General features: G+C 67.7%; 22 protein-coding genes. 10 read left to right on the forward strand and 12 right to left on the reverse strand.

Annotated features, from left to right (window positions below; genetic code table 11):
* The first annotated feature begins 12 nt into the window (after positions 1-12).
* The gene (locus tag PUN51_RS08295; RefSeq protein WP_275180447.1) at positions 13-1,365 is read left to right on the forward strand and encodes an MFS transporter; all 1,353 of its coding nucleotides are present in this window, start codon (positions 13-15) and stop codon (positions 1,363-1,365) included.
* A 68-nt stretch (positions 1,366-1,433) separates the two neighbouring features.
* Here the strand turns inward: PUN51_RS08295 and PUN51_RS08300 are convergent, their stop codons facing one another.
* On the reverse strand, positions 1,434-2,372 hold the full coding sequence (locus PUN51_RS08300) for a hypothetical protein (protein ID WP_275180448.1): 939 nt from the start codon (positions 2,370-2,372) through the stop codon (positions 1,434-1,436).
* A 121-nt stretch (positions 2,373-2,493) separates the two neighbouring features.
* Positions 2,494-3,084, reverse strand: coding sequence for a phosphoribosylglycinamide formyltransferase (purN, locus tag PUN51_RS08305; RefSeq protein WP_159632601.1), 591 nt, complete (start codon positions 3,082-3,084; stop codon positions 2,494-2,496).
* 39 nt (positions 3,085-3,123) lie between these two features.
* On the opposite strand from purN, the gene PUN51_RS08310 reads away from it, so the two are divergent.
* Entirely contained in the window at positions 3,124-3,555 is a 432-nt protein-coding gene (locus PUN51_RS08310) for a hypothetical protein (RefSeq protein WP_224025398.1), read from the forward strand.
* Positions 3,556-3,568: 13 nt separating this feature from the next.
* On the opposite strand, the gene PUN51_RS08315 is transcribed toward PUN51_RS08310, so the two are convergent.
* Together PUN51_RS08315 and PUN51_RS08320 are read right to left on the reverse strand one after the other, a co-directional pair.
* Positions 3,569-4,885, reverse strand: a complete 1,317-nt coding sequence (locus PUN51_RS08315; RefSeq protein WP_159632603.1) for a cell division protein PerM — start codon at positions 4,883-4,885, stop codon at positions 3,569-3,571.
* A gap of 438 nt (positions 4,886-5,323) precedes the next feature.
* Positions 5,324-6,181, reverse strand: a complete 858-nt coding sequence (locus tag PUN51_RS08320) for a DUF2382 domain-containing protein (RefSeq protein ID WP_159632604.1) — start codon at positions 6,179-6,181, stop codon at positions 5,324-5,326.
* Positions 6,182-6,442: 261 nt separating this feature from the next.
* On the opposite strand from PUN51_RS08320, the gene PUN51_RS08325 reads away from it, so the two are divergent.
* Together PUN51_RS08325 and PUN51_RS08330 are read left to right on the forward strand one after the other, a co-directional pair.
* Positions 6,443-7,600: a glycosyltransferase family 4 protein gene (locus PUN51_RS08325; RefSeq protein WP_275180449.1), complete on the forward strand. Its 1,158-nt coding sequence runs from the start codon at positions 6,443-6,445 to the stop codon at positions 7,598-7,600.
* A complete protein-coding gene (locus tag PUN51_RS08330) occupies positions 7,597-8,961 on the forward strand; it encodes a UDP-glucose dehydrogenase family protein (RefSeq protein ID WP_275180450.1) in 1,365 nt (454 codons plus the stop codon). The genes PUN51_RS08325 and PUN51_RS08330 overlap by 4 nt, the downstream gene beginning before the upstream one ends.
* A 3-nt stretch (positions 8,962-8,964) precedes the next feature.
* On the opposite strand, the gene PUN51_RS08335 is transcribed toward PUN51_RS08330, so the two are convergent.
* Entirely contained in the window at positions 8,965-9,828 is an 864-nt protein-coding gene (locus tag PUN51_RS08335; RefSeq protein WP_275180451.1) for an HAD family hydrolase, read from the reverse strand.
* Positions 9,829-10,027: 199 nt separating this feature from the next.
* Between PUN51_RS08335 and PUN51_RS08340 the strand changes: the two genes are divergently transcribed.
* On the forward strand, positions 10,028-10,297 hold the full coding sequence (locus tag PUN51_RS08340) for a GlsB/YeaQ/YmgE family stress response membrane protein (RefSeq protein WP_043452229.1): 270 nt from the start codon (positions 10,028-10,030) through the stop codon (positions 10,295-10,297).
* A gap of 213 nt (positions 10,298-10,510) precedes the next feature.
* Complete coding sequence (locus PUN51_RS08345; protein ID WP_275180452.1) at positions 10,511-12,625, forward strand: putative bifunctional diguanylate cyclase/phosphodiesterase; 2,115 nt, start codon at positions 10,511-10,513, stop codon at positions 12,623-12,625.
* A gap of 16 nt (positions 12,626-12,641) precedes the next feature.
* Here PUN51_RS08345 and PUN51_RS08350 read toward each other — a convergent pair whose 3' ends face one another.
* Positions 12,642-13,052 carry a hypothetical protein gene (locus tag PUN51_RS08350; protein ID WP_275180453.1) on the reverse strand — a complete coding sequence of 137 codons (411 nt, stop codon included), beginning with the start codon at positions 13,050-13,052 and terminating at the stop codon, positions 12,642-12,644.
* A gap of 223 nt (positions 13,053-13,275) precedes the next feature.
* Between PUN51_RS08350 and PUN51_RS08355 the strand changes: the two genes are divergently transcribed.
* Positions 13,276-13,830, forward strand: a complete 555-nt coding sequence (locus tag PUN51_RS08355; protein WP_275180454.1) for a dihydrofolate reductase family protein — start codon at positions 13,276-13,278, stop codon at positions 13,828-13,830.
* Here the strand turns inward: PUN51_RS08355 and PUN51_RS08360 are convergent.
* Together PUN51_RS08360 and mmuM are read right to left on the reverse strand one after the other, a co-directional pair.
* Positions 13,827-14,174 (reverse strand): DUF3846 domain-containing protein, encoded by a 348-nt coding sequence (locus PUN51_RS08360; RefSeq protein WP_159632610.1) that lies wholly within the window; start codon positions 14,172-14,174, stop codon positions 13,827-13,829. The two genes, PUN51_RS08355 and PUN51_RS08360, sit on opposite strands and share 4 nt — an antisense overlap.
* A 55-nt stretch (positions 14,175-14,229) precedes the next feature.
* Positions 14,230-15,186, reverse strand: coding sequence for a homocysteine S-methyltransferase (mmuM, locus tag PUN51_RS08365; protein ID WP_275180455.1), 957 nt, complete (start codon positions 15,184-15,186; stop codon positions 14,230-14,232).
* Between the two features lie 101 nt (positions 15,187-15,287).
* Here mmuM and PUN51_RS08370 point away from each other — a divergent pair, with 101 nt between their 5' ends.
* Positions 15,288-16,049, forward strand: a complete 762-nt coding sequence (locus PUN51_RS08370; RefSeq protein WP_275180456.1) for an IclR family transcriptional regulator — start codon at positions 15,288-15,290, stop codon at positions 16,047-16,049.
* 3 nt (positions 16,050-16,052) lie between these two features.
* Here the strand turns inward: PUN51_RS08370 and PUN51_RS08375 are convergent, their stop codons facing one another.
* A complete protein-coding gene (locus PUN51_RS08375) occupies positions 16,053-16,814 on the reverse strand; it encodes an IclR family transcriptional regulator (RefSeq protein WP_275180457.1) in 762 nt (253 codons plus the stop codon).
* A gap of 95 nt (positions 16,815-16,909) precedes the next feature.
* A complete protein-coding gene (locus PUN51_RS08380; protein WP_275180458.1) occupies positions 16,910-18,346 on the reverse strand; it encodes an amino acid permease in 1,437 nt (478 codons plus the stop codon).
* Positions 18,347-18,555: 209 nt separating this feature from the next.
* Between PUN51_RS08380 and rlmC the strand changes: the two genes are divergently transcribed.
* Positions 18,556-19,683, forward strand: a complete 1,128-nt coding sequence (rlmC, locus tag PUN51_RS08385) for a 23S rRNA (uracil(747)-C(5))-methyltransferase RlmC (RefSeq protein WP_275180459.1) — start codon at positions 18,556-18,558, stop codon at positions 19,681-19,683.
* A 21-nt stretch (positions 19,684-19,704) separates the two neighbouring features.
* Here the strand turns inward: rlmC and PUN51_RS08390 are convergent, their stop codons facing one another.
* Positions 19,705-20,325 carry an FMN-binding negative transcriptional regulator gene (locus PUN51_RS08390; protein ID WP_159632616.1) on the reverse strand — a complete coding sequence of 207 codons (621 nt, stop codon included), beginning with the start codon at positions 20,323-20,325 and terminating at the stop codon, positions 19,705-19,707.
* Positions 20,326-20,343: 18 nt separating this feature from the next.
* Entirely contained in the window at positions 20,344-21,267 is a 924-nt protein-coding gene (locus PUN51_RS08395; protein WP_275180460.1) for a DMT family transporter, read from the reverse strand.
* Between PUN51_RS08395 and PUN51_RS08400 the strand changes: the two genes are divergently transcribed.
* A complete protein-coding gene (locus PUN51_RS08400) occupies positions 21,266-22,678 on the forward strand; it encodes an aminotransferase-like domain-containing protein (protein WP_275180461.1) in 1,413 nt (470 codons plus the stop codon). The two genes, PUN51_RS08395 and PUN51_RS08400, sit on opposite strands and share 2 nt — an antisense overlap.
* Positions 22,679-22,680: the final 2 nt, after the last annotated feature.

Genomic DNA, 22,680 nt, shown 5'->3' on the forward strand with positions numbered 1-22,680 from the left:
CAGGAGGCGGCGATGAACACTTACACCACTGTGCCCAGCGGCGAACAGGTGGTCCAGGAACTGCCCTGGCGATGGAAAGTCCAGGGCAGGATCTTCCTGATCGGGGGCCTCGGCTTCATGTTCGACGCCTGGGATGTGACCCTGAACGGCATCCTGATTCCGTTGCTGTCCAAGCACTGGTCGCTCTCCGCGGGAGAGGCCGCCTGGGTGGGTACCGCAAACCTGATCGGCATGGCCCTGGGTGCCTTCATCTGGGGAACGATCGCGGACACCGTGGGCCGCAAGAAGGCCTTCACCGCCACCTTGCTGCTGTTCTCGGTCTTCACCGTCCTGGGCGCGTTCGCCCCCGACTTCATCTGGTTCTGCCTCTTCCGGTTCATGGCCGGGTTTGGCCTGGGCGGCTGCATTCCCGTGGATTACGCCCTGGTGGGTGAGTTCACCCCCCGGAAGCAGCGCGGCAAGGTGCTGACAGCCATGGACGGCTGGTGGCCCATCGGCGCAGCCCTGGCGGGGTTCGTCTCCGCCGGACTGGTGGCCCTCTACGGCGACTGGCGCCTGACCATGCTGGTGATGGTGCTTCCCGCCCTGCTGGTCTTCTGGATCCGGCGGAGCGTGCCGGAATCCCCGCTGTTCCTGATCAGGAAGGGGCGGCGGGAAGAAGCCGCCAAGATCATCGATGGGCTGGTGGAAGCCACCGGGGCGGAACCCCGCGCCTACAGCCTTCCCGACGCCCGGGACGTTCCCCGGCTTTCCGCCGGCAGCGCCTGGACCCAGCTGCGCTCGGTGTGGCAGTTCAACTGGAAGATCACGGCTGCCGCCTGGGCCCTGTTCTTCAGCATCCTGCTGGTGTACTACCTGTCCCTGACATGGATGCCGAGGATCCTTATCGGCGCAGGTTTCGCCGAGTACAAGGCGTTCGTCACGACGGCGTCCATGGCCGCCGTCGGCTTCCTGGGCGTGGTGGTGGCGGCGCTCCTGGTGGAACGCGTGGGGCGCAAATGGATCCTTGCCATTACCGGTCCGCTGTCCGCGCTGACCCTGGTGATCGTGGCATTCGTGGTGGACATCCCCACGGCCGCGGTGTTTTGGCTGCTGGTGTTCGGGTTCGTGGTGCAGGTGGCCATTCCGGTGCTCTATGCGTATGTCTCTGAGCTCTATCCCACCGAACTGCGCGGCACCGGATTCGGCTGGGCGTCCACATTCTCCCGGCTTGGTGCGGGTTTTGGGCCGCTGATCTTCGCCAACTACTTCTGGCCGGAACTCGGGCTGGCCACATCCTTCGCCCTGGCCGGTGCCCTGGTGCTGGCCTCCGTGCTGTGGATGGCGTTCTTCTCCCCCGAAACCCGCCAGGCCCGCCTGGAGTAACCTTTCCCAACCAGGTAGCGCCAAGTGTCGTTCTGGAGCCTCAATACGACACTTGGCGCTACCTGGTTCTAGCCTCCGGGCAACCAGCCGCGGGCCAGCATTGTCCGCCGCACTTTTGCCACCGCCAGCTTCGCGTCTTGTTCCATGTGCCGCTTTGAGATTCGCACAAGAATCCATCCACCGCGTCCGAAATCCTCTTCGCGGGCAATGTCCCGCTCAATCTGTCCCGCTGCCGAATGTCCCTCACCGTCGTATTCCACCGCCACCTTCTGTTCGGGATAGCTCAGGTCGGGTTGACGTACGACGCCGGGGGCCAGCGGCGTGGGCACGTTCAGTAGAGGTTCGGGCAAGCCAGCATGCTCCAGAGCCAGCCGCAGCCTGGTTTCCTGTGCGGAGTCGGAACCCACCCTGGCCAAATCAAGGGCAAGACGGGCCTTGCGTATTCCGGGTGTTCCTTTGTGCCTGTCCAGCATCTCCGCCAGATCTTCAAGCGTTGCATAGGGTTCGAATCTGCCTTCGAATTCCGGGCGCGGGTATCGGATCAGATGGTCTGCAACAACGGTCAATTCCTCAATGCCCATCTTGCGGGAGCAATCCAGCCACGTCCGGGTCCGCGACGTGACCAGCAGGCCCTGGTGGCTGACAATCTCGTCGTCGAAAAACTGTCCCCGGTGGCCCCTCACACCGGGCCGGCGCATGATGGCCACCGTGTCGGGACGGGAGACATGCAACAGCGGTTCGTTGCAGCCTGGCAGGAACCCTGGAAACTGCCACAACAGAAAAGCGGATGCGTGGGAAGCCGCGGCAAATTCCGTCACCAGGGTGTAGGGCCGGAGGCAAGCGGCCAAATCCGTTCGGCCGCAGGAGTCCGGCACCCGGACGCCCCTGCTGGGCCGCTGCAAGCCCCGGTGACGCAGCCGGCGGCGGCTGATGCCGGCGTCGACTGCCTCCCGGAAGGTGAACGGCAGCGACTCAAATTGTTCGGGCCTGGGACGAGGAACCTTCATCAGCCCATGGTGGCAGCCGCAACTGTCCTTGCTGGACGTTATCCACAGGCTCGGCCCACTCAAACAATGTAGGTAGCGCCAGCTGTCGTTTTGAGGGGGTTAAAACGACACTTGGCGCGACCTAGTTGGGCTGGGGCGCGGCGAATGAAGGGTCTGCCGCCAGGGCGGCCAGGGTGGAGACCAGCAGCCGGCGCTCCACCACCTTGATGCGCTCGTGCAGGGTTTCCTCGGTGTCCGTGTCCTCGATGGCCACGGCTTCCTGGGCAATGATGGGGCCGGTGTCCACACCGGCGTCTGCCCAGTGCACGGTGCAGCCGGTGACCTTCACGCCGTACGCCATGGCATCCCGGACGCCGTGCGCACCGGGGAAAGCGGGGAGCAGTGCCGGGTGCGTGTTGAGGTATTTGCCGTGGAAAGCGTCGATGAACTCCGGGCTGACAATCCGCATGAACCCGGAAGAAACCACCACGTCCGGCTTGTAGGCGGCCACAGCCCGGGTCAGCGCTGCGTTCCAGTCCGCGCGGTCCGGGTAGGCCTTGAAGTCCACCACGAAGGTGGGGATCCCGGCGGCAGCGGAACGCTCGACGCCGTAGGTTCCCTCGCGGTCCGCGCCCACCGCTGCGATGTCCACGTCGAGGTCCCCCGCCTTGACGGCGTCGATAACTGCCTGGAGATTGGACCCGGTTCCGGAAACGAGGACGACGATACGCATTGGTCCAGCTTAGGTGCAGGCTCGCGTACGCTGGAAAACATGAACAGCGAACCGGGCCGGAGCGGGCAGCAGCAGGTCAGGCCCCCGCTCAGCGAGGCGGCGAAAGCCTCCCTTGCCAAGACCCGCACCCTGTTCCGGATGTTCGTGGTCTCGGTCCTCGGTTCGTTCTTCGTGTACCAGCTGGACGTCGGCTACCTGTGGCTGGCGACCGTGCTGACCGCCGCGGGCCTGGTCCTGGGGGTCGTCCTGCTGGTCCGGTCAATCCGCCTCAAGGAATCCAGGCTGGTTCTCCTCGGCACCATTTCCGGACTGGTGGTGGCCGCCGTCATGGTGCTGCTGATCGTCACCACCATGGTCCTGTTTGACCAGGTGCGCGAGTACCAGGCGTGCCTGGGCCGGGCGCTGACGGACCGGGCCACCCATGCGTGCATGGCCCAGTTCCAGGACGTCCTGCCCACCAAGGTCCGCTAGAGGCGGCCCGGTTCTAGTGGACCAGCTCCGCATCGTGTTCCGCCGCCCCGGTGTTCTCCCGCTCCAGCCACGGTCCGGCAGCGTAACCGACAACGACGCCGATGCCTACCTCGGCAGCCACCCACAGGCCGGTCCACAGGGGGTCGGGCCCAATGGCCGTCAGGCGGCCAAGGCCGGCTGACCCCCTGGCGATCCAGGCCAGGCAGGCCGTCAGCAGGCCCGCCGCCACGCCCACGAGCACGCCGAGCACCAGCGTGGAGACGGTGGCGGTGAACCAGCGGGCATGCACCTTGATGGCGAGCCACTCGTCGAAGTGGTTTTCGCCCTCCCGCAGGAACCACCATCCCGCCATGACACCTGCCAGCACCGGAACAACCAGGGCCACGAAGGCGTAGTCCAGGGACCCCGACGGGATGGCAGCCAGGACCGGTATGGACGGAAGCGGCCCGACGGCCGTCCCCAGCGCCCCGGCCTGGGAGCCCGCCCCCATCGCAAACCCGGCGCCCGACGTCCAGGCGAGGGCGAACACCACAAGGTTGGGCAGGAAACCCAGCTGCGCGATGGTGAGGGCGGCACCTCCCACCGGGCCGGCGTCGAGCGCTTCATAAACGGAAACCACCAGGTTCCAGTGGATGAACAGGTCTGCCGCCAGCAGGACTGCGGCGAGGGTGAGGGCGGACAGCACGGCGACGGACCCCGCTTTCGCCGCGGATGCGAAGTACGATCCGGCCCAGCGTGAGTGCTGGCTGGTGCGCGAGATCCAGTCCACCGCGTCAACGCCGATGAGCCGGCTCCAGGACCCGGCCTCCCTCCGGGCGCCAACCACCATTCCCAGCCCGAACGGGACAAGGGGAACCAGCATGGCGAACCAGAGGTTGATGCCGACGTCGGCGCTGCGGCAGACGAACCCGGTAGCGGCGCCGAACGCTGCATACACTGCCCACGAGCCAAGCAGCGCCTGCCACAGCTGGTCCGTATAGGAGGCGCGGGCCAGCCGCCGGCCTGCCCGCCAGGCCAGAAGGAAAGGGATGAGGGTCAGGCCCAGCGGAATCAGGCTCAGGATGCCGGACCCGCCGTGGGTGGCAGTCCCGGGTCCTGTGCCGGCAAGTTCCAGCGGCACCCCATGGACCAGGAGCCAGGACTGCCCGGCCAGGCGGGCCAGGACTTCGAACTGCCCGTTCTGGAATCCGGCAGTGGCCCAGACGGCAACGATGGGCGCCACGACCACCAGGGCCGAAATGATGGCCGCCTGCGCCGCTTCAAGGGCACCCTGCAGCCACAACGGCATGGGTAGGCCACGGTCTCCGGTCTGATCAGCGCGCAGTTTCATCGTGTTCCATGGTGTCACGCCGGGCGTGCCGGACCCGCGAACGACAGGCTCCGGGGAGCCACTGATCACCAATCAAATGCCCCGGCGTGCGGCGCTTTTTGCCCTGCCCCGCCGTAAAATTGGTAGAAACCACAACCCGCCGCCCCGCTGAGGGCATGGTGTGATTTCTGCTGGCTGCCGGACGTGGACACTGCCAGCCGTGTACCCGGATACCGTCAACCGGGAAAACAGGAGCCGCGAATGAGAGATGAACCGTAAGTTCTGAAGATATTCGTCCTACTGGCTGGTGCAGCCACCGCTTCCGGCGCGGCTGCACCAGCGTTTTAAACAGTGCGGCGCCGGGAGCCTCCTGGAGGCTCCCGGCGCCGTTCACCGTGTCAGGGCAGCTGATTCATCCGGGCTGCCCGCGGAACTGGGGGCCGGAGCCCCGGGTCCCGATCAGCGACGGGTGTCGCCGTCTGTTTCGATGTTTTCCTTGCGGACTTCCTCATTGACCGTGACATCGTCACGGACAACTTCCTTGTCCAGGCGGACCCGCTCCACGGGAACGGCTTCCTTCTCAACGACGGGGCGTTCCTCATGCAGGACCACCTCGTGCTCTTCTTCGCTGATGGCAGGCCCGTCGAAGGCTGCACCGCGGTTGCCGTCCGTGATGGGCTCCCGCTCGATGCGTACTTCTTCACGCTCCACCGGGATGGTCTTGGTGACGTTTTCGGTGGTGACGTACTTCCGCAGCCGTGCCCGGCCGGTGGCTTCACGTTCCTTGCCCACGTGCAGCTGCTCCTCGGACCGCGTCATGGCGTCGTCCGTGGTGGGGCCGGAGGTGTCGTGGCCAACGGTTCCGCGTGTGGTTTCGTCGCGGTCATACGTGTCGCGGCCTGCACCGATCCCCGCGGTGGGGGTGCCTGCGTTCAGGTCGGCGTCGCCCTGCAGGTCAACGTCCCCGGCGGTGCCGGAACGGGCCTCGGTGTAGGTCCGGGCACCGCGGTCGTAGTACGTGTAGAGCCGGTCCTCTTCCTCCGGGGTGAGGTGGCCGTCCGCATCCACGCGGGGAGCGTCCTTGACGTGCTCCTTGGTGAAGGGAACCACCAGGTCTTCGCCCTGGTTGTGCGCGCCCTCCACCGGAACGAAGGACTCGGAGGTACCGAAGAGCCCCGTCTTCACGGTGACCCATGTGGGCTCGCCCGTGTCATCGTCTGCGTACAGCTGACCGATCGAACCGATTTTCGTGCCGTCGGAACCGACGACGTTGCCGCCCTTGGTGAGCAGGTTTTCAAGGTTTTCCCTGTTGAGCATGACGTCTCCTTTGGATGGTCTTTGCACTGGGTCTGCCAGCAGTGGATGTTCCGGACCGGGGCATTCTCCCGTCATCCGGCTTCCGCCCCGGCTGCTTGAGGCTCTGCGCTGACTGCCCCACTACCGTAAGCATGCTTAGCATCAAATGCAAAGCCTACTTAGTAATTTTTTTGGCGGGCCGCTGCAGTTGTTCACCCGGCCTTCTCCTCGAGGTAACGCTTCCTCCCCCGTCATTTCAAGGAAGGCAACCACGGTGGAGGGGTGAGGATCGCAATCGTTGCCGAATCTTTTTTGCCGCTGATGAACGGCGTCACCCATTCCATCCTGCGGGTCCTGGACCACCTCCAGGAGCGCGGCGACGAGGTGCTGGTCATCGCGCCTTCCGGACATGACGGGGAGGCCGCGGGCCGGGTCAAGGGGGCGGAGGTGCACAGGCTGCCCGCGGTCCCGCTGGCCGGCTACACGAATGTGCGGGTGGCACTGGGAGGTGTGTACCGGGTCAAGCGAATCCTTGCCGAGTACGCGCCCGACGTTGTCCACCTTGCCTCGCCGTTCGTGCTGGGCTGGCGTGCCGCACAGGCTGCGCACCAGCTGGGCATCCCCACCGTGGCCATCTACCAGACCGAAGTTCCCAGCTACGCCGCCCGGTACGGCGTTCCCTTCCTGGAAAACTGGGCCTGGAACAGGGTGGAGAACATCCACCTGCTCTCCTCACGCACCCTGGTGCCCTCAACCTTCGCGCTGAACCAGTTGCGCGGCCGGGGCATTCCGCGGGTGCGCATGTGGCGCCGCGGCGTGGACACCGCGAGGTTTTCGCCGGCAAAGCGCGACGACGGGTGGCGGGCTTCGGTGGCTCCGGGCGGGGAACGGATCATCGGCTACGTGGGCAGGCTGGCGGTCGAAAAGCAGGTGGAAGACCTTGCCGCCCTCGCCGGCATTCCCAACACCAGGCTGGTGGTTGTGGGCGACGGCCCGCAGCGGGCAGCCCTTGGGGCGGCACTCCCCCGGGCGGTGTTCACCGGATTCCTGGGCGGTGATGACCTGGCACGGGCAGTGGCATCGTTCGACCTGTTCGTCCATCCCGGCGAGTTCGAAACCTTCTGCCAGACCATCCAGGAGGCCATGGCATCGGGTGTACCGGTGGTGGCCACAGGCCGGGGCGGCCCGTTGGACCTGGTGGAGAACTCGCGCACCGGGTGGCTCTACGAACCGGGCGACCTGTCCGCCATGCGGGCCAGGGTGGAGGACCTCGTGGGCGACGACGCCAAACGGCGGGCATTTGCGGCCGCAGCACACGCCTCGGTCCAGGACAGGACGTGGCCCGCGCTCTGCACGGAACTGGTGCAGCACTACGCGGACGTCATCGCGGGGGCGCCCGCACCGGCACAAAAGGTTTCAAAGGCAGGAGTATCATCGTGAAGACTTCCGTGATCGGCTGCGGCTACCTGGGCGCGGTCCACGCAGCAACCCTGGCCTCCATGGGCCACACCGTGGTGGGCATCGACGTCGACCCCGGCAAGGTGGCGCAACTGGCGCGGGGAGCCGCACCGTTCCACGAACCTGGACTGGATGAACTCCTGGAGCACGGCCGCGCCACCGGACGGCTGCACTTCTCCACCGATCCCGCCGACGCGGGGGACGCCCAGGTGCACTTTCTGTGCGTGGGGACGCCGCAGGACAAGACGTCCGACGCCGCCGACCTCACCTTCCTGGTCTCCGCCGCGGCGGCCTTGCTGCCGCACCTGGCCGCGGGCGCCGTCGTCGTCGGTAAATCCACGGTGCCCGTTGGCACCGTGGACATGCTTCAGGATGTCCTGGCCGCACGGCCTGATGTGCTGCTCGGCTGGAATCCCGAGTTCCTCCGGCAGGGCACCGCCGTCAAGGACTCCCTGGTTCCGGACCGGCTGGTCTACGGCGTGGACGGCGGCCGGGCCGCCGCCTTCCATCCCGCCACCGGCGCACCCCTGGGGGTGACGGCGGCCCTGGACGGCGTCTATGAGCCGCTGCTGGCTGCCGGCATCCCGCGGCTGGTCTGCAATTTCGCCACGGCAGAGCTCATCAAATCGGCAGCGAACGCCTACCTGGCAACCAAGGTCAGCTTCATCAACGCCGTCGCTGGATTGTGCGATGCCGCGGGCGCTGATGTCACCGAACTCAGCGAGGCGATGGGGCTGGATCCGCGGATCGGTGGCCGGTACCTGCACGCGGGTCTTGGTTTCGGCGGCGGCTGCCTGCCCAAGGACATCCGCAGCTTCCGAACCCAGGCAGCCACCCTGGGCGTGCCCGCGGTGGAGGACTGGATGCGGCTGGTGGATGCAGTGAACCTGGGCCAGCGGGAACGCACGGTGCGCCTGGCGGCGGAACTGTGCGGCGGGGCGCTCGCCGGGCGTTCCATCACCGTGCTGGGTGCATCCTTCAAACCGGATACCGACGACATCCGCGACTCCCCGGCACTGGATGTCGCGGACCGGCTGGCCGCCGCCGGTGCCCATGTGACCGTCACGGACCCCAAAGCGGTGAACCTTGCGTGGCGCCGCTACCCACGCCTCCGGTTCGAGTCCTCCGCGGCGCGGGCGCTCCAGGACGCCGAACTGGTGCTGCTCCTCACCGAATGGGACGAGTACCGGCAGCTGTGCCCCGCCTCGACCGGGCAGCAGGTACGACGCCGGGTGGTCCTGGATGCGCGCAATGTGCTGGATGCTGCCGCCTGGCAGGAACAGGGCTGGGTGGTGCGAGGACTTGGGACCGCCGCGGGGGCCTTGGCGGCGGCCGCACACTGAGGTTCAGCCCAGGAGCCCCAGCTCGGCGAAGGCCAGCGCAACGCCGCCACCGGCCGGCGCGGCGGTAACCCTGTCCGCTACGGCAAGAACGGAGGGATGGCCACCTTCCACGGCGATGCCCACGCCCGCGTACTCGAGCATCTCCACGTCGTTGGCGCTGTCGCCGATGGCCACGATGTCTGCCCGGTCCAGGCCGAGCCGGGCCTCCACCACCTGGATACCCACGGCCTTATGGGTGCCCGCCATGTAGATCTCCCCGGCACGCTCGCCCAGCGCCGACAGCGAGCTGGGAATCAGCCCCACCCCGGGGCCGAAGGTCTCCATCAGGCGGCCCAGCGGCACCGGCGAGTCGAAGCAGGAGATTTTGGCGTAGGACGTGGCGCGGAGGTCGTCGCTGTACTGCATGGGCCCCAGGATGTCCTCGAGCGGATCAACGTCCGTGCTGAGGACGCCGTCATGCTGCGGCCGGCCGGCAAAGATGGGCCCGAGGACCTCCCGCAGCCGCCGGTCCACGCCCGTCCGGCCGTGCAGGGCCTCCGGCGCTTCCAGGATGTAGGCCGCACCGTGCGCGTCGAGCGTTTCGACGATGCGTGCCGCCAGCTCCGGCTCAAAGCGGGTGTCCTTGAGGACTTCACCGCTGACCTCCACCCTGGCGCCGGCACCGGTAATGGTGCCGTCGAATCCTGCTTCAAGGATGTGCCCGGGCACCATGGACAGGGGACGTCCGGTGCAGACGAACACCAGGTGGCCCAGCTTCCGTGCGGTCCGGACGGCATCCACGTGGGCCTCCGGAGCCAGCCCGTGGTCAGCGTAGGTGCCGTCGATGTCAAGGAAGATGGCACGCGGCCGCTGGGGGTGGCTGGACATGCCGGAGCTCCTTCATCAGATGCAGGGACACCCAATCCTACCGGCAGCCGCTTTACCGCCGGAGAAAAGTTCGCGGAATTCGGGTCAAACTGATAGTCATCCTGTGATATTGAAAGCCTTGCAGAGTAGTAAGCCTGCTGATTGAATGAGGGAACCGGAAATGGGGGCCCGGCACAACTTACTGACAAGGAGTGGCAACATGGGCATTATCGGATTTCTCATTTTGGGCCTGATTGCTGGAGCCATTGCAAAGGCCATCCTGCCGGGACGCCAAGGCGGCGGCTGGGTGATCACCATGGTCCTCGGCGTTGTTGGGGCCATCCTGGGCGGCTGGATCGGATCACTGATCTTCGGCGGCGGACTGGCCGAATTCTTTGACATCAGGACCTGGCTGCTGGCCATCCTCGGCTCGATCATCGTGCTGCTGATCTACGGCGCCGTCACCAACCGCAGCGGCCGCCGGGTGTAGCGGCTTTCCCCTATTCATCAGTAAGAGGCGCCGGACCCCATTGGGGGGTCCGGCGCATTTTACGTCCGGGGCCAGGTCCGTGCTGGACCAATATGAAAGTACGGGTACCGGCCCAATTTCCCCCTGCGGCCTTTATGATGGCGAAGGGGTGGTGTGATGACCGGTTTTTCGGGCCGTGACAACAATGTGGCATTACAAACTTTTGGCGGGGTCATGGACGCAAGTCCGGATGCCCTTTTGGCCCTGGCTGCGGACGGCACCGTCCTGGCCGTAAACGCGGCAGCGGCACGGCTGTTTGCCCTGCACCGGGACGCCTTCACCGGCCTGGACCACCGGCTGCTGATCGGCGAGGGTTTCCGCGACGACGTGGCCCATCTGCTGCACCAGCTCCTCACCCACCCGGAAGAGCATCCCCCGCCGCTGGAAATCAGCGCCCTGCGCGGGGATGGCACCGAGACCGCCGTCGAACTGGCCGTGGCCGTCCTCCCCGGGCCGGACCCGGACGGCACCCAACCAAACGGCGCCGGCATAAGCGGCCCCGCCGGCGCACGGCTGCTGCTCTCTGCGCGCGGCACTGCGCACCGCAAGACAGCCGACGCCAACCTCCGCGAGGCCATGTCCCTGTTGACGGCCACCCTTGAATCAACTGCAGACGGCATCCTGGTCATCGCCACCGACGGCAGCGTGGCCGGATTCAACGACCAGTTCCTCACCATGTGGGGCATCCCTCCCGAGATGATGGAGGCCGACAGCGAGGAGCCGGCGCTAAGGCTGGTCATGGCGCAGATTGCAGATCCCGTGCCCTTCGCCGCGCGGCTGGGCGAAGTCCAGGAGGACCCGGCAGCCGAAAGCCACGACGTGGTGGAACTCCGCGACGGCCGGACCCTGGAACGCTATTCCCGCCCGCAACGCGTCGGCGAGAAAATCGTGGGCCGCGTATGGAGCTTCCGCGACGTGACGCCGCGGCGGAAAGCGCAGGAGCAGGCACAGCAGGCCCTGATGGACCTCGCCGTGCAGGCTGAGAAGCTGCGCGCCATGGCCTTCCAGGACCCCCTGACCGGGCTGGCCAACCGGGCCGTCTTCAACGATGCCCTGGCCGAATCCCTGCAGGAACCGCGGCTGAAGACCGTGGATGTCCTGCTCCTGGACCTCGACGACTTCAAGGAAGTCAACGATATCCTTGGCCACCAGGCGGGCGATGACATGCTCATCGAGGTGGCACGCCGGCTCCGCGGCTGCGTTCCCACGGCCGACGTCGTGGCCCGGCTGGGCGGCGACGAGTTTGTGGTGCTCCTGACGGCCTGCCCCGACGCCGACGCAATCGCCGCGTGCATCGTGCGCTGCCTGCACGTCCCGGTGACCATCGGCGGCACCGTCCTGCGCCCCAGCCTGAGCCTGGGGCTCGCCTCCCTGGGCCAGGACAGCGTGGGCCCGTCCGAACTGCTGCGGCATGCGGACATCGCGATGTACGCCGCCAAGGCCGCCGGCAAGAACCGGTTCCTGCGGTTCCACCCGGACATGATGCAGGCCCTGGTACAGCGGACGCACATGGAAAGCGGCCTCCAGCTGGCCGTGCCCCGCGGCGAAATCACCGTGGACTTCCAGCCGATTGTCTCGCACCGCATGGGGCAGGTGGTCCAACTGGAGGCGCTGGCCAGGTGGGACCGGGGCGGCGAGCGGATACCGCCGTCGATCTTCATCCCACTCGCCGAGCGCACCGGGCTGATCGGCGAGATCGGGGCCGAGGTGATGGCCACCGGAATGGTGCAGCTGTCCCAGTGGCTCAGCGAGGATCCGTCACGGTCCCTGGCGGTGAACGTCTCCGGCGTGCAGCTGCAGGCACCCGACTTCGCCGAAAACGTCCTGCGGCTGGCGGAAGCCAGCGGGGTGGCGCCCTACCAGCTGGTCGTGGAAGTTACCGAGAGCGTGTTCTTTGACGCCGACTGCAGCCTGATCCAGCAGCTCAGCGCGCTGCGGGACGCGGGCGCCCGGGTGGCGCTGGATGACTTTGGCACCGGCTATTCCTCGCTGGGCCGGCTGCAGGACCTGCCCGTGGATACCGTCAAGATCGACAAGACCTTCGTCTCCATGGTGCGGACCGGCAATGAGCGCCTGCCCATCCTCAGCTCCATGATCAACATGGCGCACAGCCTGGGCCTGACCGTGACGGCGGAGGGCATCGAGACAGCAGCGCAGGCGGACTACCTGACGGCGCTGGAGTGCGATTCACTCCAGGGGTACCTTTTCTCGCTGCCGGAACCCGGTGACAGGCTGCACCCGGCTTTGCACCACGCGGAAGAAGCCCTCAACGCGCTGAAGGGCAGGTAGCCGGAAGGCTCCGGGATCAGGCTGCTTCCTGGCGGCCCGGGCGCTGCGGCTTGCCCGGCGCGGGCTGGGAAGACTGGGGCTGGGAAGCCTGCGGCTGGGAATTGTGCGGCTGCGCGGGCTGGGCCGGTTCTCCGGCACCGGCAGGAACGCCGGCCGTGCCGGCGGGCGTGGAGGCGGCCGGGACGGCAGCGCGGTCGCGGCGCCAGCGGCGCACCAGGTCGACGGCGGCCAGCAGTCCTGCGAGTGGCGTCAGCACGGCTGCGGCGTAGACGAACAGCATCCAGGTCAGGGTGGTCAACGGCGGCTGGTTGTTGTTGAGCAGCGACAGGCCGCCGAGCATGGCGACGACCCAGAACAGCAGGACGGCCGTCAGCACGGCGCCGGCAGGAAAATACTGGTTGGTCACGACTTTTTTCAGGGTTTCCATGCACTTCCTCCTGCCTGGCCGGGGGGACGGCGAAAGCCGTTCACTCACCAGTATGGGGCCCGGCGGGTTCGAAACCGCGCAAGACAACACGGCGAGTGATGAAGCTAACGCGGCTTCCGGCGTCGTCCGTATCCGGGGGCCGAAACGGCCGCCCTAAAACCCTTCCCGCAAGGGACCTGGCCGAATACCGTAGGGCCTGTCCGCACATTATCTGGAGGCTCCCATGCGCAAAGTCACTGCCGGCCTGTTCCACTCCGTGGACGGGGTGGTGTCCGAACCTTTCAAGTTCCAGTTCGACAGCTTCGATGAGGAACTCGGTGCGGGCCTGGCCACGATGATCAACACCGTGGACACCGTCATCCTGGGCCGCGTGAGCTACCAGGAGTGGGCGGATTACTGGCCCACCGCTCCGCAGGACCAGGACTTTGCCGCGTTCATCAACCCCGTGGAAAAGTTCGTTGCGTCGCGCACGCTGACGGGACCGCTGGAATGGCAGAACTCGCGGGTGATGGACGCGCCGCTGACGGAATTCGTGGGTGCGCTAAAGGAACGCGACGGCGGGGAAATCGCCGTGTGCGGAAGCATCTCCGTGGTGCGCCAGCTGCTGTTCGCCGGGCTGCTGGACTCGCTGCAGCTGATGACCCACCCCGTAATCGCCGGCAGCGGCCGCCGGCTGTTCGAGGACGGCGACCCGCTGACACGCCTGGTGCTGCAGGACCAGTCGGCAACCAGCAAGGGCAACGTGCTGAGCACCTACGGGGTACGCGCCAGCGACTAGGCGGCCAACGCCCCGAAAAGCTCCTCCACGAGCCGCTCCAGGTGCTCGGGGATGTCTGCCTCGGTGCCGTGTTCGCCGCGGCCCAGGAAAACTGCGGTGCCGCGGATCCCGTCAAGGTCCAGGCCGCATTCGTGCATCAGCTGCCCCGCGCGGAAGTTGACCGGTAGGAGCCTCGTGACGCTTTCCGCGTTGAGGTAGACATGCCAGTCGCCGCGGATCACGGATTCCAGCGGGCCGCCCACCAGGGCTTCAAGGGCCTTCAGGTCCGCGTCAACCTGTTCCAGGCGGATGGGCTCGGCATTGCCGGCCGGTATGACAAGTGCTGTGTAAGTTCTGGTGTCCATTGTTCGCTTCTCCACTGGGTTTAACACCCGTGGAGGCGGCAGTGTTCCCGGAAGGCTACGCCTGCGCGGCCAATGCGGCGATGTCCCGGGGAGTGGTCCGGCAGCAGCCGCCCAGGATGCGCGCGCCCGCTTGCTGCCATTCCCCGGCGCCGGCGGCCAGGCTTGCAGGCGCCCCTCCCCCGGCCGCGCCGCCCTCGTCTCCGCTTGCCTGGCTCCACGTCTTGGTTGCGGAATCGTAGGTCTCCCCCGAATTCGGGTAGGCCACCAGGGGTATGTCCGTGTGCAGGCGCAGGGCGGCCAGCGCCGGCCGTACCAGGCCAAGGGGCACGCAGTTCACTCCTACCGCGGCGACGCGCGGCTGCCCGTCCACAAGCTGTGCCACAGCGGCCAGGGGCGTGCCGTCGCTGATGTGGCCGCCGTCGCGAAGGGAAAAGGAGAACCAGGTGTCGACGCCGTGTTCCCGGCTGAGTGCCAGCAGGGCCTCCGCCTCGGCGAAGGAGGGCAGCGTCTCGAAGGCGAGGAAGTCCACGCCGGCCTTGACCAGTGCCGCTACGCGGGGAGCATGGAACTCCTCGAACTCCCCGGGGGCGAGGCTGTAGTCCCCCCGGTATTCCGAGCCGTCCGCGAGATAGGCGCCGTATGGGCCCACGGAGCCCCCCACCAGCAGCGGCCCGGCGTCCGGATGCTCCATCAGGTGCTCCCGCCGTGCTTCATCCGCCAGCCGGACGGACAGTTCCACCAGGTCCAGGGCTTCCTCCTCTGCCATGCCCCGTGCCGCAAACCCCCGGGGCGTTGCCTGGTAGCTGGCTGTGGTGGCGATGTTCGCACCCGCCGCGAAGTAGTCTCGGTGCACGTCCCGGATAAGCCCGGGCTGCTCCAGCAGGACTTTGGCCGACCACAGGGGGTCGTCCAGGTTGCAGCCGCGCGCCTCCAGTTCGGTGGCCAGGGCGCCGTCGGCAATCAGGGTGCGGCCGGATTCCAGTGCGGCGGAGAGGGAAGAAAGGGGAGGCATAAGTTCACTATAGGCATGGACTCATGCTTTTACTGAGTGTTACCGGCGCCGGCAACTCTGCCGCACCGGAGGGCCCCTTGGGGATCGCTAGACTCCCTTTTATGTCGAAGACCTCCAGCATGGGCCGCGGAATCCAGGCCGTGCTTGCCGTGGGGGAACGCCACGCACGGGGGTTTCCCGGCGGCAGCGCCGCCGAGGTCGCCGCCGATCTGGACAGGGACCGGAGCCAGGTGTCCCGCAGCCTGCGGACCGGCGGACAGGAAGGCTTCCTGGCCCGCACAGCGGCGCGCACCTATGTCCTGGACTGGTCGGTCTTCACGGACGCGCAACTGCTGACCGAACGCCGGCTCCAGGCCGACGGCGCCACCGCCCTGGACGCCCTGGCCGCAGGGACCAACGAGGCGTGCTTCCTTGGAGTGCTGCGCGGTGACAGCACGGTGACCATCGGTGAGAGTGTCCCGGCCGGCAGCAACCTGGTGGGTTCCTGGCTGGGCCGCCCTTATCCCGCCTACTGCAGTGACGCCGGCCAGGCGGTCCTGTGGGAGGCGCCGGAAGAGGAGGTCCGGAGCGTGTTTTCACAGGTCCTGTTCACGCGCCACGGCCCCAATACGCCCGCAAGCGTAGATGAGTTCCTGGCGCGGCGGGAGGCGGCGCGCGCCCGCGGATACTCGATCGTGGATGAAGAAGCCGAGCCCGGGCTGTACTCCCTGGCCGTGCCGGTCCGCGACTTCAAGGGCGACGTGGTGGCGGCCCTGCAGATCGTGGGCATCAAGGACCGGCTGGAACCGCGGCGGGCATCATGCGCAGCCGCCCTGGCGGCCCAGGGGTCCTGGCTTGAGTCAAGGCTCGGCTACCGGAGCTGAGCCTCAGGTCCGGGGTGCACCGAAGCGCGTGGCGGCGGCCCAAAGCACAGCTGCCGCGGCGGCGGAATCAGCTCCGAACTCTCCGCGGCTGCCCAGCACGCTGAGCGCCCCCAGGATGGAACCGCCGGCGTCCCGCACGGGCACGGCAAGCTCCACCACGCCGTGTTCAAACTCCTCCTCGGCGGCGATGAAACCGGCAGTGCGGTCCCGCACCATGAGATCCCAGATGCCGTCGGTGGTGTGGGCAGCGCCGGGTCCGCCGATGCCGATGTAATTCACGTCCGCGAGCAGTTCGGCCAGGGCGGACCGGTCGAAGTCCCACAGCAGGGCCCTCCCGGCGCCGGTGCACCAGACGGGCGTGACCATGCCGGGCACCACGAAACTGCCGGGCACGGCTTCGTTGCTCGAGGCGCGGAGCAGGATGACCCGGTACCCGTCGCGGACCGAAAGCCGTGCCCGCACCCCCAGCCCGGCGGCCAGCTCCTCGAGCAGCGGCTTCGCCTCCCGGACCCAGCCCGTGTTCAAGGCGGCGGCAAGGCTGAAGAAGCGGGGGCCTGTCCGGAACGGCCCGCGGTCAAAGCGCTCCAGCAGTTCCAGGCCGCACAGCTCCTGGGCCAGGCGCGACACCCGGCTTTGTTCCATGCCAAGCTCCGCGGCGAGCTGCGAAACGCCCAGCGGCGCCTGCCTCCGCTTTTCCCGTTCCACCACGTGCCGCAGGATCCGCAGTCCCTGCGCCATCGAGGACGCCTCGGCGGTTGATTCCACGCTTTCCTGCCCTCCTGGCTGCTGACAACGGCCCCATTGTTCCACGGGCGCTGCTTGTTGCACCCAGGGCGCTGCCGTCGTCGTCCGTGCCCTGGCTACCGGCCGGCCCGCGCGGCGCTGCGTCCGTGCCGGAAGTGGAAGTAGGCGTAGCAGGCGGCGACAAAGGGGATGCCGAAGTAGAGCGCGGCCGCCTGGGCGGGGTCGAGCGCGATGCCGACCAGGGAGATGACGCAGAGGGAGAACGCGAGGATGGGGACCAGCGGGAACAGGGGCGCCCGGTAGGCAAGGATGGAGACGTCGCCGCCGTCGCGGACGAAGGCGCGGCGGTGGAAGTAGTGCGAGGCGGTGATGGACATCCACACACCCACCACGGCGAAGCCTGCCACCGAGACGAGGACCAGGTAGACAGTTTCCGGGGCCACCACGCTGCTGAGCAGGGATGCGAGGCCGCCCACCATGCTCACGGAGAGGGCCACCATGGGAATGCCGCGGCGGTTCAGCTTCTTCAGGGCGCGGGGTGCATGCCCTTCATCGGCGAGCGAATACAGCATCCGGGCGCAGGAGTAGAGGCCGCTGTTTCCGGCGGACAGCAGGGCCGTGATGATGACGAAGTTCATGATGTCCGCGGCGAACGGGACACCGATGGCGGAGAAGACAGTGACGAATGGGCTTTCGTCCAGCCCCACTTCGGTGTAGGGGATGGTGGCGGCGATTACGGTGATGGCACCCACGAAGAAGATCAGCAGCCGGATCACGGTGGTGCGCATGGCCTTGGGAATGGCGGTTGCGGGGTCCTTGGTCTCACCGGCGGCGACGCCGATCAGTTCCGACCCGGAGAAGGCATAGAAGACGGCCAGCACCGTGACCAGGATGCCGGTGAATCCGTTGGGGAAGAGGCCCGATTCCGTGGCGAAGTTCTGGAGCAGGAGCGGGTGGTTGCCGCCGCTGTTGAGCGGGTGGAAGCCGAACAGCGCCGCCCCGCCCAGGACGATCAGGCCGATGATGGCGGCCACCTTCACGATGGCGAACCAGAACTCGGCCTCGCCGAAGAACCGGGAGGAGACGGCGTTGAAGCCAAAGAGGATGGCGGCAAAGACCAGGCACCAGACCCACACCTCAACGTCCGGGAACCAACGCTGCATGAGGAGCCCGGACGCGGTGAACTCGGAGCCGATGGCCACGGCCCAGCACAGCCAGTACAGCCAGGCGGTGGCGAACCCCGTGGCCGGGCCGATGGAGCGGGCGGCGTAGATGTGGAAGGCGCCGGATACGGGATAGGCGATGGCCAGTTCGCCCAGGCATGCCATGACCAGGTACACCACGAAGGCGCCCACCAGGTACGCGATGACGGCGCCAAGCGGGCCGGCCTGGGAGATGGTGTAGCCCGAGCTGACGAAGAGGCCGGAGCCGATCACCCCACCCATGGCGATCATGACCAGATGGCGAGGCCCCATGGAACGGCGGAGGGCGGACTCCACGGGCTGCGGTGCCGCAGGCCGTGGATCGAGGGTGAGCGGGGGTGTGGGTTCCACGGGTCTCCAAACGAAGAAATGCACGGTGTCAGTGCCGAAAGTAGCACGGCTGCCGAATTTCTCAGCATCAAAAGCATGGAAGCATGCGCATATTGCACGGGGTTACGTTTGCGGCCGTGCTGGAAGGTACGACGGCGGCACCTGGCCGGGTGCCGCCGTCGTACCTTCCCGTCCCGGCCGGGAAGGCGACCGGGTAAACTTGACCAGTCATGCGCTGTTCCTACTTTGATGCCGGCACCTGCCGCTCCTGCACCCAGATGGGCAGGCCGTACAGCGAACAGCTGGCGGGCAAGCAGCTGCACTGCCAGACCCTCCTCTCCGACCATGCCTCGCTGGAGTGGCTGGAGCCTGTGGCGAGCCAGGAGTCCGGCTTCCGCAACAAGGCCAAGATGGTGATCGGCGGGACGGCGCAGAACCCCACCATCGGAATCCTTGACGCCGACGGCCATGGCGTGGACCTGCGCAAGTGCGGCGTCTGCTCCCCCGGCCTGCGGGCCGTCTTCCCGGTGCTGGCCACCTACATCCGCCGCCTCCGCCTGACGCCCTACGACGTTCCGCGCCGGACCGGCGAACTCAAGCACGTCATCATCACCGAATCCCCGGCAGGTGAGGTGATGCTCCGCCTGGTGCTTCGATCGGAACAGGTGCTGCCGCGGATCCGGAAGCACCTTCCGGAGCTCCTGGCCGACCTGCCACAGGTCAAGGTGGTCTCCGTCAACCTGCTCCCGGAGCACAAGGCCGTCCTCGAAGGCGACCGCGAGATCCTGCTGACGGAGCAGTCCACGCTGGAGATGCGGGTCAATGACATCAACCTGCACCTGAGGCCGCAGAGCTTCTTCCAGACCAACACCGGCATGGCCGCGGCCCTGTACCGGCAGGGGCGCGAGTGGGTCAACGAGCTGGCGCCGGCCTCGGTGTGGGACCTGTACTGCGGCGTGGGCGGCTTCGCCCTGCACAGCGCTGCCCCGTCCCGCACGGTCACCGGCATTGAAGCCAGCAGCGAGGCCATCGTCTCGGCGCGGCTCAGCAGTGACGAGGCAGGGCTGGCGGGCATGGAATTCCACGCCGGCGACGCCACGGCGTTTGCCCTCGCCGCGGAGCAGTCGCCGGAGCTGGTGATCGTGAACCCGCCCCGGCGTGGCATCGGCAAGGAGCTGTGCGGCTGGCTGGAAACCTCTGACGTGCAGCACGTGGTGTACTCCAGCTGCAACGCCCAGTCGCTGGCCCGCGACCTGGCCGCGCTCCCGTCCTTTACTGCCCGGCGGGCACGGGTCCTGGACATGTTCCCGCAGACCACGCACTACGAGGTGATGGTGCTCCTGGAGCGGACGGCCTAGCGCCCGCCGCCTTCCCGGGAGTCAGGGGCGGACGCGTTCGACGGCGGCCGCTCCGGCTTCCCGCCCGATGGCCCGGAGTCCCGCCGCCACCCCTGCGGCGTCGGCATCGGAGCGGTTCTGGCTGAGTTTCTCCTTCGCCTCGATCCTGGTGATCACCAGTTCCACGCCCACAATCGCGCGCAACTGCCCGGCGATGAATTTCTCCGGGGCGTCGTCCACTGCCCACGGATCCGGCCGGCCGCCCTCGTGCAGGCCGGTCAGGTGCCGGACATGGCGTGCCAGCCAGCCGGCGTCGTCATGGACCACCAGCTCGCCGTAGACGTGCGCGGTGCTGTAGTTCCAGGTGGGAACCACGCGGCCATGCTCTGCTTTGGCGGGATACCACGACGGCGAGATGTAGTCATCGGGGCCCTGGATGATGGCGAGCGCCTCCGCGGTGGGGGTGCTGGACCATTGCGGGTTGTTCCGCGCCATGTGCGCCTGCAGTGCGCCATGCTCCCCCACCGCAGGGTTGAACGCGACGGGCAGCAGCGTTGCCAGCAGGCCGCCGTCGGTCATGGTGACGAGATTGGCGGCACCGGCGTGTGCCAGGAGGTTCCGGATGGCGCCGGGCTGGGCGGCGAAGTGGGCTGGAATGTACATGGGAGTCCTTTCGGGTGGTCAGGTGGTCTTGAGCCGGACGCGGACCGCAGCACCGGCGCAGAGGATGACGGCGAGGGCGCCGGCCACCGTGGGCCAGGTGAGCGCCTCGCCCAAAAGGAGCGCGGCCCAGCAGATGCTCATCACCGGCTGCAGCAGCTGGATCTGGCTCACCTGCGCCATGGGGCCGGTGGCCAGCCCGCGGTACCAGGCGAAGAAGCCAAGGAACATGCTGACCACGGCCAGATAGCCGAACGCGGCCCATTGGGTGGGGGTGGCCGACGGCGGCTGGCCCTGGACGGAGACAACGGCCAGAACCAGCATGGCCGGCGCGGCGAGGACCAGCGCCCAGGCGATGGTCTGCCACGAGCCCAGTTCGCGGGCCAGCAGGCCACCCTCCGCATACCCCACCGCGGCACAGGCAACGGCGCCAAGCAGCAGGAGGTCTGCCCAGTGCAGCTGTCCCGCTCCCCCGGACTGCAGGACGGCAAAGGTTATGGCTGCCAGCGAGCCAAGCACCGCCACGGTCCAGAAGAGGGCCGGTGGACGCTCGCCTGTGCGCAGCACGGCCACCGTGGCCGTGGCGGCGGGCAGGAGGGCGATGACCACGGCGCCGTGGGCGGCCGGCACGGCGGTGAGGGCGTAGGACGTCAGCAGCGGAAAGCCTGCGACGACGCCACCGGCCACGAGCGCCAGGCGCAGCCAGGTGCCTGGATGCGGCAGCCGCTGGCGGGTGATGGCGAGCGCTGCGGCGGCAAGGACAGCGGCCACCACGGCCCGGCCGGAACCGATGAACAACGGCGGGAACCCGGCGACAGCCAAACGGGTGAAGGGAACGGTGAAGGAGAAGGCCGCAATGCCCAGCAGGCCCCACCAGATCCCGGTGGACGGCCGGGACAGTATCACTGGGCCGTCCAGGACAGTAGCGCTACTATGTTCTTTCATGAATAACGATAGCAGTTCACGAATCGTGGCGGCACTCCGGCAATGGGTTGCGGGAGCGGCGCCCGGAGCCAAGCTGCCGTCCACCCGTTCGCTGGTGGCCGAGTACCAGGCGAGCCCCGTGACGGTCCAGAAGGCCCTGCAGGCGCTGGCCTCGCAGGGCCTGATCGAAAGCCGGCCCGGCGTCGGGACGTTTGTCCGTGCCGTCCGCACCGCACGCCCGTCGGACTATGGCTGGCAGACCGCAGCGCTGCGTTCGCCGTCATCTCCGCTGCCGCCGTCGTCGGACACCATGCGCAACGTCCCCGGCGACGCCATCTGGTTCCACTCCGGCTACCCGGACCGCGAGCTGCTGCCGGAACGGCTGGTCCGGTCCGCGCTGGCCCGCGCCGCCCGCGGCGACGCGGCCCTGTCCCGGCCGCCCGCCGCCGGCATGCCCGAACTGCAGCAGTGGTTCGCCCAGGAACTGGGCACGGCAACCCCCGTGGGGATCACGCCCCCAACGCCAAACGACGTCATCGTCCTCCCCGGCAGCCAAAGCGGACTCAGCTCCATCTTCCGGGCCCTGGTGGGCGCGGGACAGCCTCTGCTCATGGAATCGCCGTCGTATTGGGGTGCCATCCTGGCCGCCGCCCAGACCGGGGTGCGGGTGGTCCCGGTGCCCACAGGGCCCGAAGGCCCGGACCCCGCCGACGTGGACCGCGCCTTTGCCGAGACCGGGGCCCGGGCGTTCTACGTGCAGCCCAACTATGCGAATCCCACCGGGGCCCAGTGGGCGGCGGGCCGGGGCGCTGAGATCCTCGACATAGCCCGCCGGCGTGGTGCCTTCCTGGTGGAGGACGACTGGGCCCACGATTTCGGCATCACCTCGAACCCCGTCCCGTTGGCCACGCAGGATGATTCCGGCCATGTGGTCTACATCAGGTCCTTGACCAAGAGCGTGTCCACGGCCATCCGCATTGCCGCCGTGATCGTGCGCGGGCCGGCGCGGGAACGCATCCTGGGCCACCGCGCCGCTGAGTCGATGTACGTCAGCGGACTCCTGCAGGCAGCGGCGTTGGACGTGGTGACGCAACCCGGATGGCAGACCCACCTGCGGAGCCTCCGCCAGCAACTGCAGGCCCGCCGGGACCTGCTGGCCACCAGCATCCGGGAGCACGTTCCGCAGGCACACCTCGACAACCTGCCAAGGGGCGGACTGAACCTGTGGCTGCGGCTGCCGGACACCACGGACCTTCCACGGCTGGTGCGTGACTGCGGGGACGCCGGCGTGATCATCGCCGCCGGCACCGGGTGGTTTCCCGCCGAGCCCGCCGGCGCGTTCATCCGCCTCAACTACTCAGGACCGAACCCCGGCGCCTACCCGGAAGGTGCCCGCATCATCGGAGAAGCGCTCGCCCGCAACAGCCGCTAGGT

The organism is Arthrobacter sp. NQ4 (assembly GCF_029077345.1).
Classification (GTDB): Bacteria; Actinomycetota; Actinomycetes; order Actinomycetales; family Micrococcaceae; genus Arthrobacter.

What these genes read in the sequence shown, in the direction of transcription:
- PUN51_RS08295 (WP_275180447.1), top strand. Translation starts at nt 13, where the DNA reads ATGAACACTTACACCACTGTGCCCAGCGGCGAACAGGTGGTCCAGGAA.
- PUN51_RS08300 (WP_275180448.1), bottom strand. Translation starts at nt 2,372, where the DNA reads ATGAAGGTTCCTCGTCCCAGGCCCGAACAATTTGAGTCGCTGCCGTTC.
- purN (WP_159632601.1), bottom strand. Translation starts at nt 3,084, where the DNA reads ATGCGTATCGTCGTCCTCGTTTCCGGAACCGGGTCCAATCTCCAGGCA.
- PUN51_RS08310 (WP_224025398.1), top strand. Translation starts at nt 3,124, where the DNA reads ATGAACAGCGAACCGGGCCGGAGCGGGCAGCAGCAGGTCAGGCCCCCG.
- PUN51_RS08315 (WP_159632603.1), bottom strand. Translation starts at nt 4,885, where the DNA reads ATGAAACTGCGCGCTGATCAGACCGGAGACCGTGGCCTACCCATGCCG.
- PUN51_RS08320 (WP_159632604.1), bottom strand. Translation starts at nt 6,181, where the DNA reads ATGCTCAACAGGGAAAACCTTGAAAACCTGCTCACCAAGGGCGGCAAC.
- PUN51_RS08335 (WP_275180451.1), bottom strand. Translation starts at nt 9,828, where the DNA reads ATGTCCAGCCACCCCCAGCGGCCGCGTGCCATCTTCCTTGACATCGAC.
- PUN51_RS08340 (WP_043452229.1), top strand. Translation starts at nt 10,028, where the DNA reads ATGGGCATTATCGGATTTCTCATTTTGGGCCTGATTGCTGGAGCCATT.
- PUN51_RS08345 (WP_275180452.1), top strand. Translation starts at nt 10,511, where the DNA reads ATGGACGCAAGTCCGGATGCCCTTTTGGCCCTGGCTGCGGACGGCACC.
- PUN51_RS08350 (WP_275180453.1), bottom strand. Translation starts at nt 13,052, where the DNA reads ATGGAAACCCTGAAAAAAGTCGTGACCAACCAGTATTTTCCTGCCGGC.
- PUN51_RS08355 (WP_275180454.1), top strand. Translation starts at nt 13,276, where the DNA reads ATGCGCAAAGTCACTGCCGGCCTGTTCCACTCCGTGGACGGGGTGGTG.
- PUN51_RS08360 (WP_159632610.1), bottom strand. Translation starts at nt 14,174, where the DNA reads ATGGACACCAGAACTTACACAGCACTTGTCATACCGGCCGGCAATGCC.
- mmuM (WP_275180455.1), bottom strand. Translation starts at nt 15,186, where the DNA reads ATGCCTCCCCTTTCTTCCCTCTCCGCCGCACTGGAATCCGGCCGCACC.
- PUN51_RS08370 (WP_275180456.1), top strand. Translation starts at nt 15,288, where the DNA reads ATGTCGAAGACCTCCAGCATGGGCCGCGGAATCCAGGCCGTGCTTGCC.
- rlmC (WP_275180459.1), top strand. Translation starts at nt 18,556, where the DNA reads ATGCGCTGTTCCTACTTTGATGCCGGCACCTGCCGCTCCTGCACCCAG.
- PUN51_RS08390 (WP_159632616.1), bottom strand. Translation starts at nt 20,325, where the DNA reads ATGTACATTCCAGCCCACTTCGCCGCCCAGCCCGGCGCCATCCGGAAC.
- PUN51_RS08400 (WP_275180461.1), top strand. Translation starts at nt 21,266, where the DNA reads ATGAATAACGATAGCAGTTCACGAATCGTGGCGGCACTCCGGCAATGG.
- PUN51_RS08395 (WP_275180460.1), bottom strand. Translation starts at nt 21,267, where the DNA reads ATGAAAGAACATAGTAGCGCTACTGTCCTGGACGGCCCAGTGATACTG.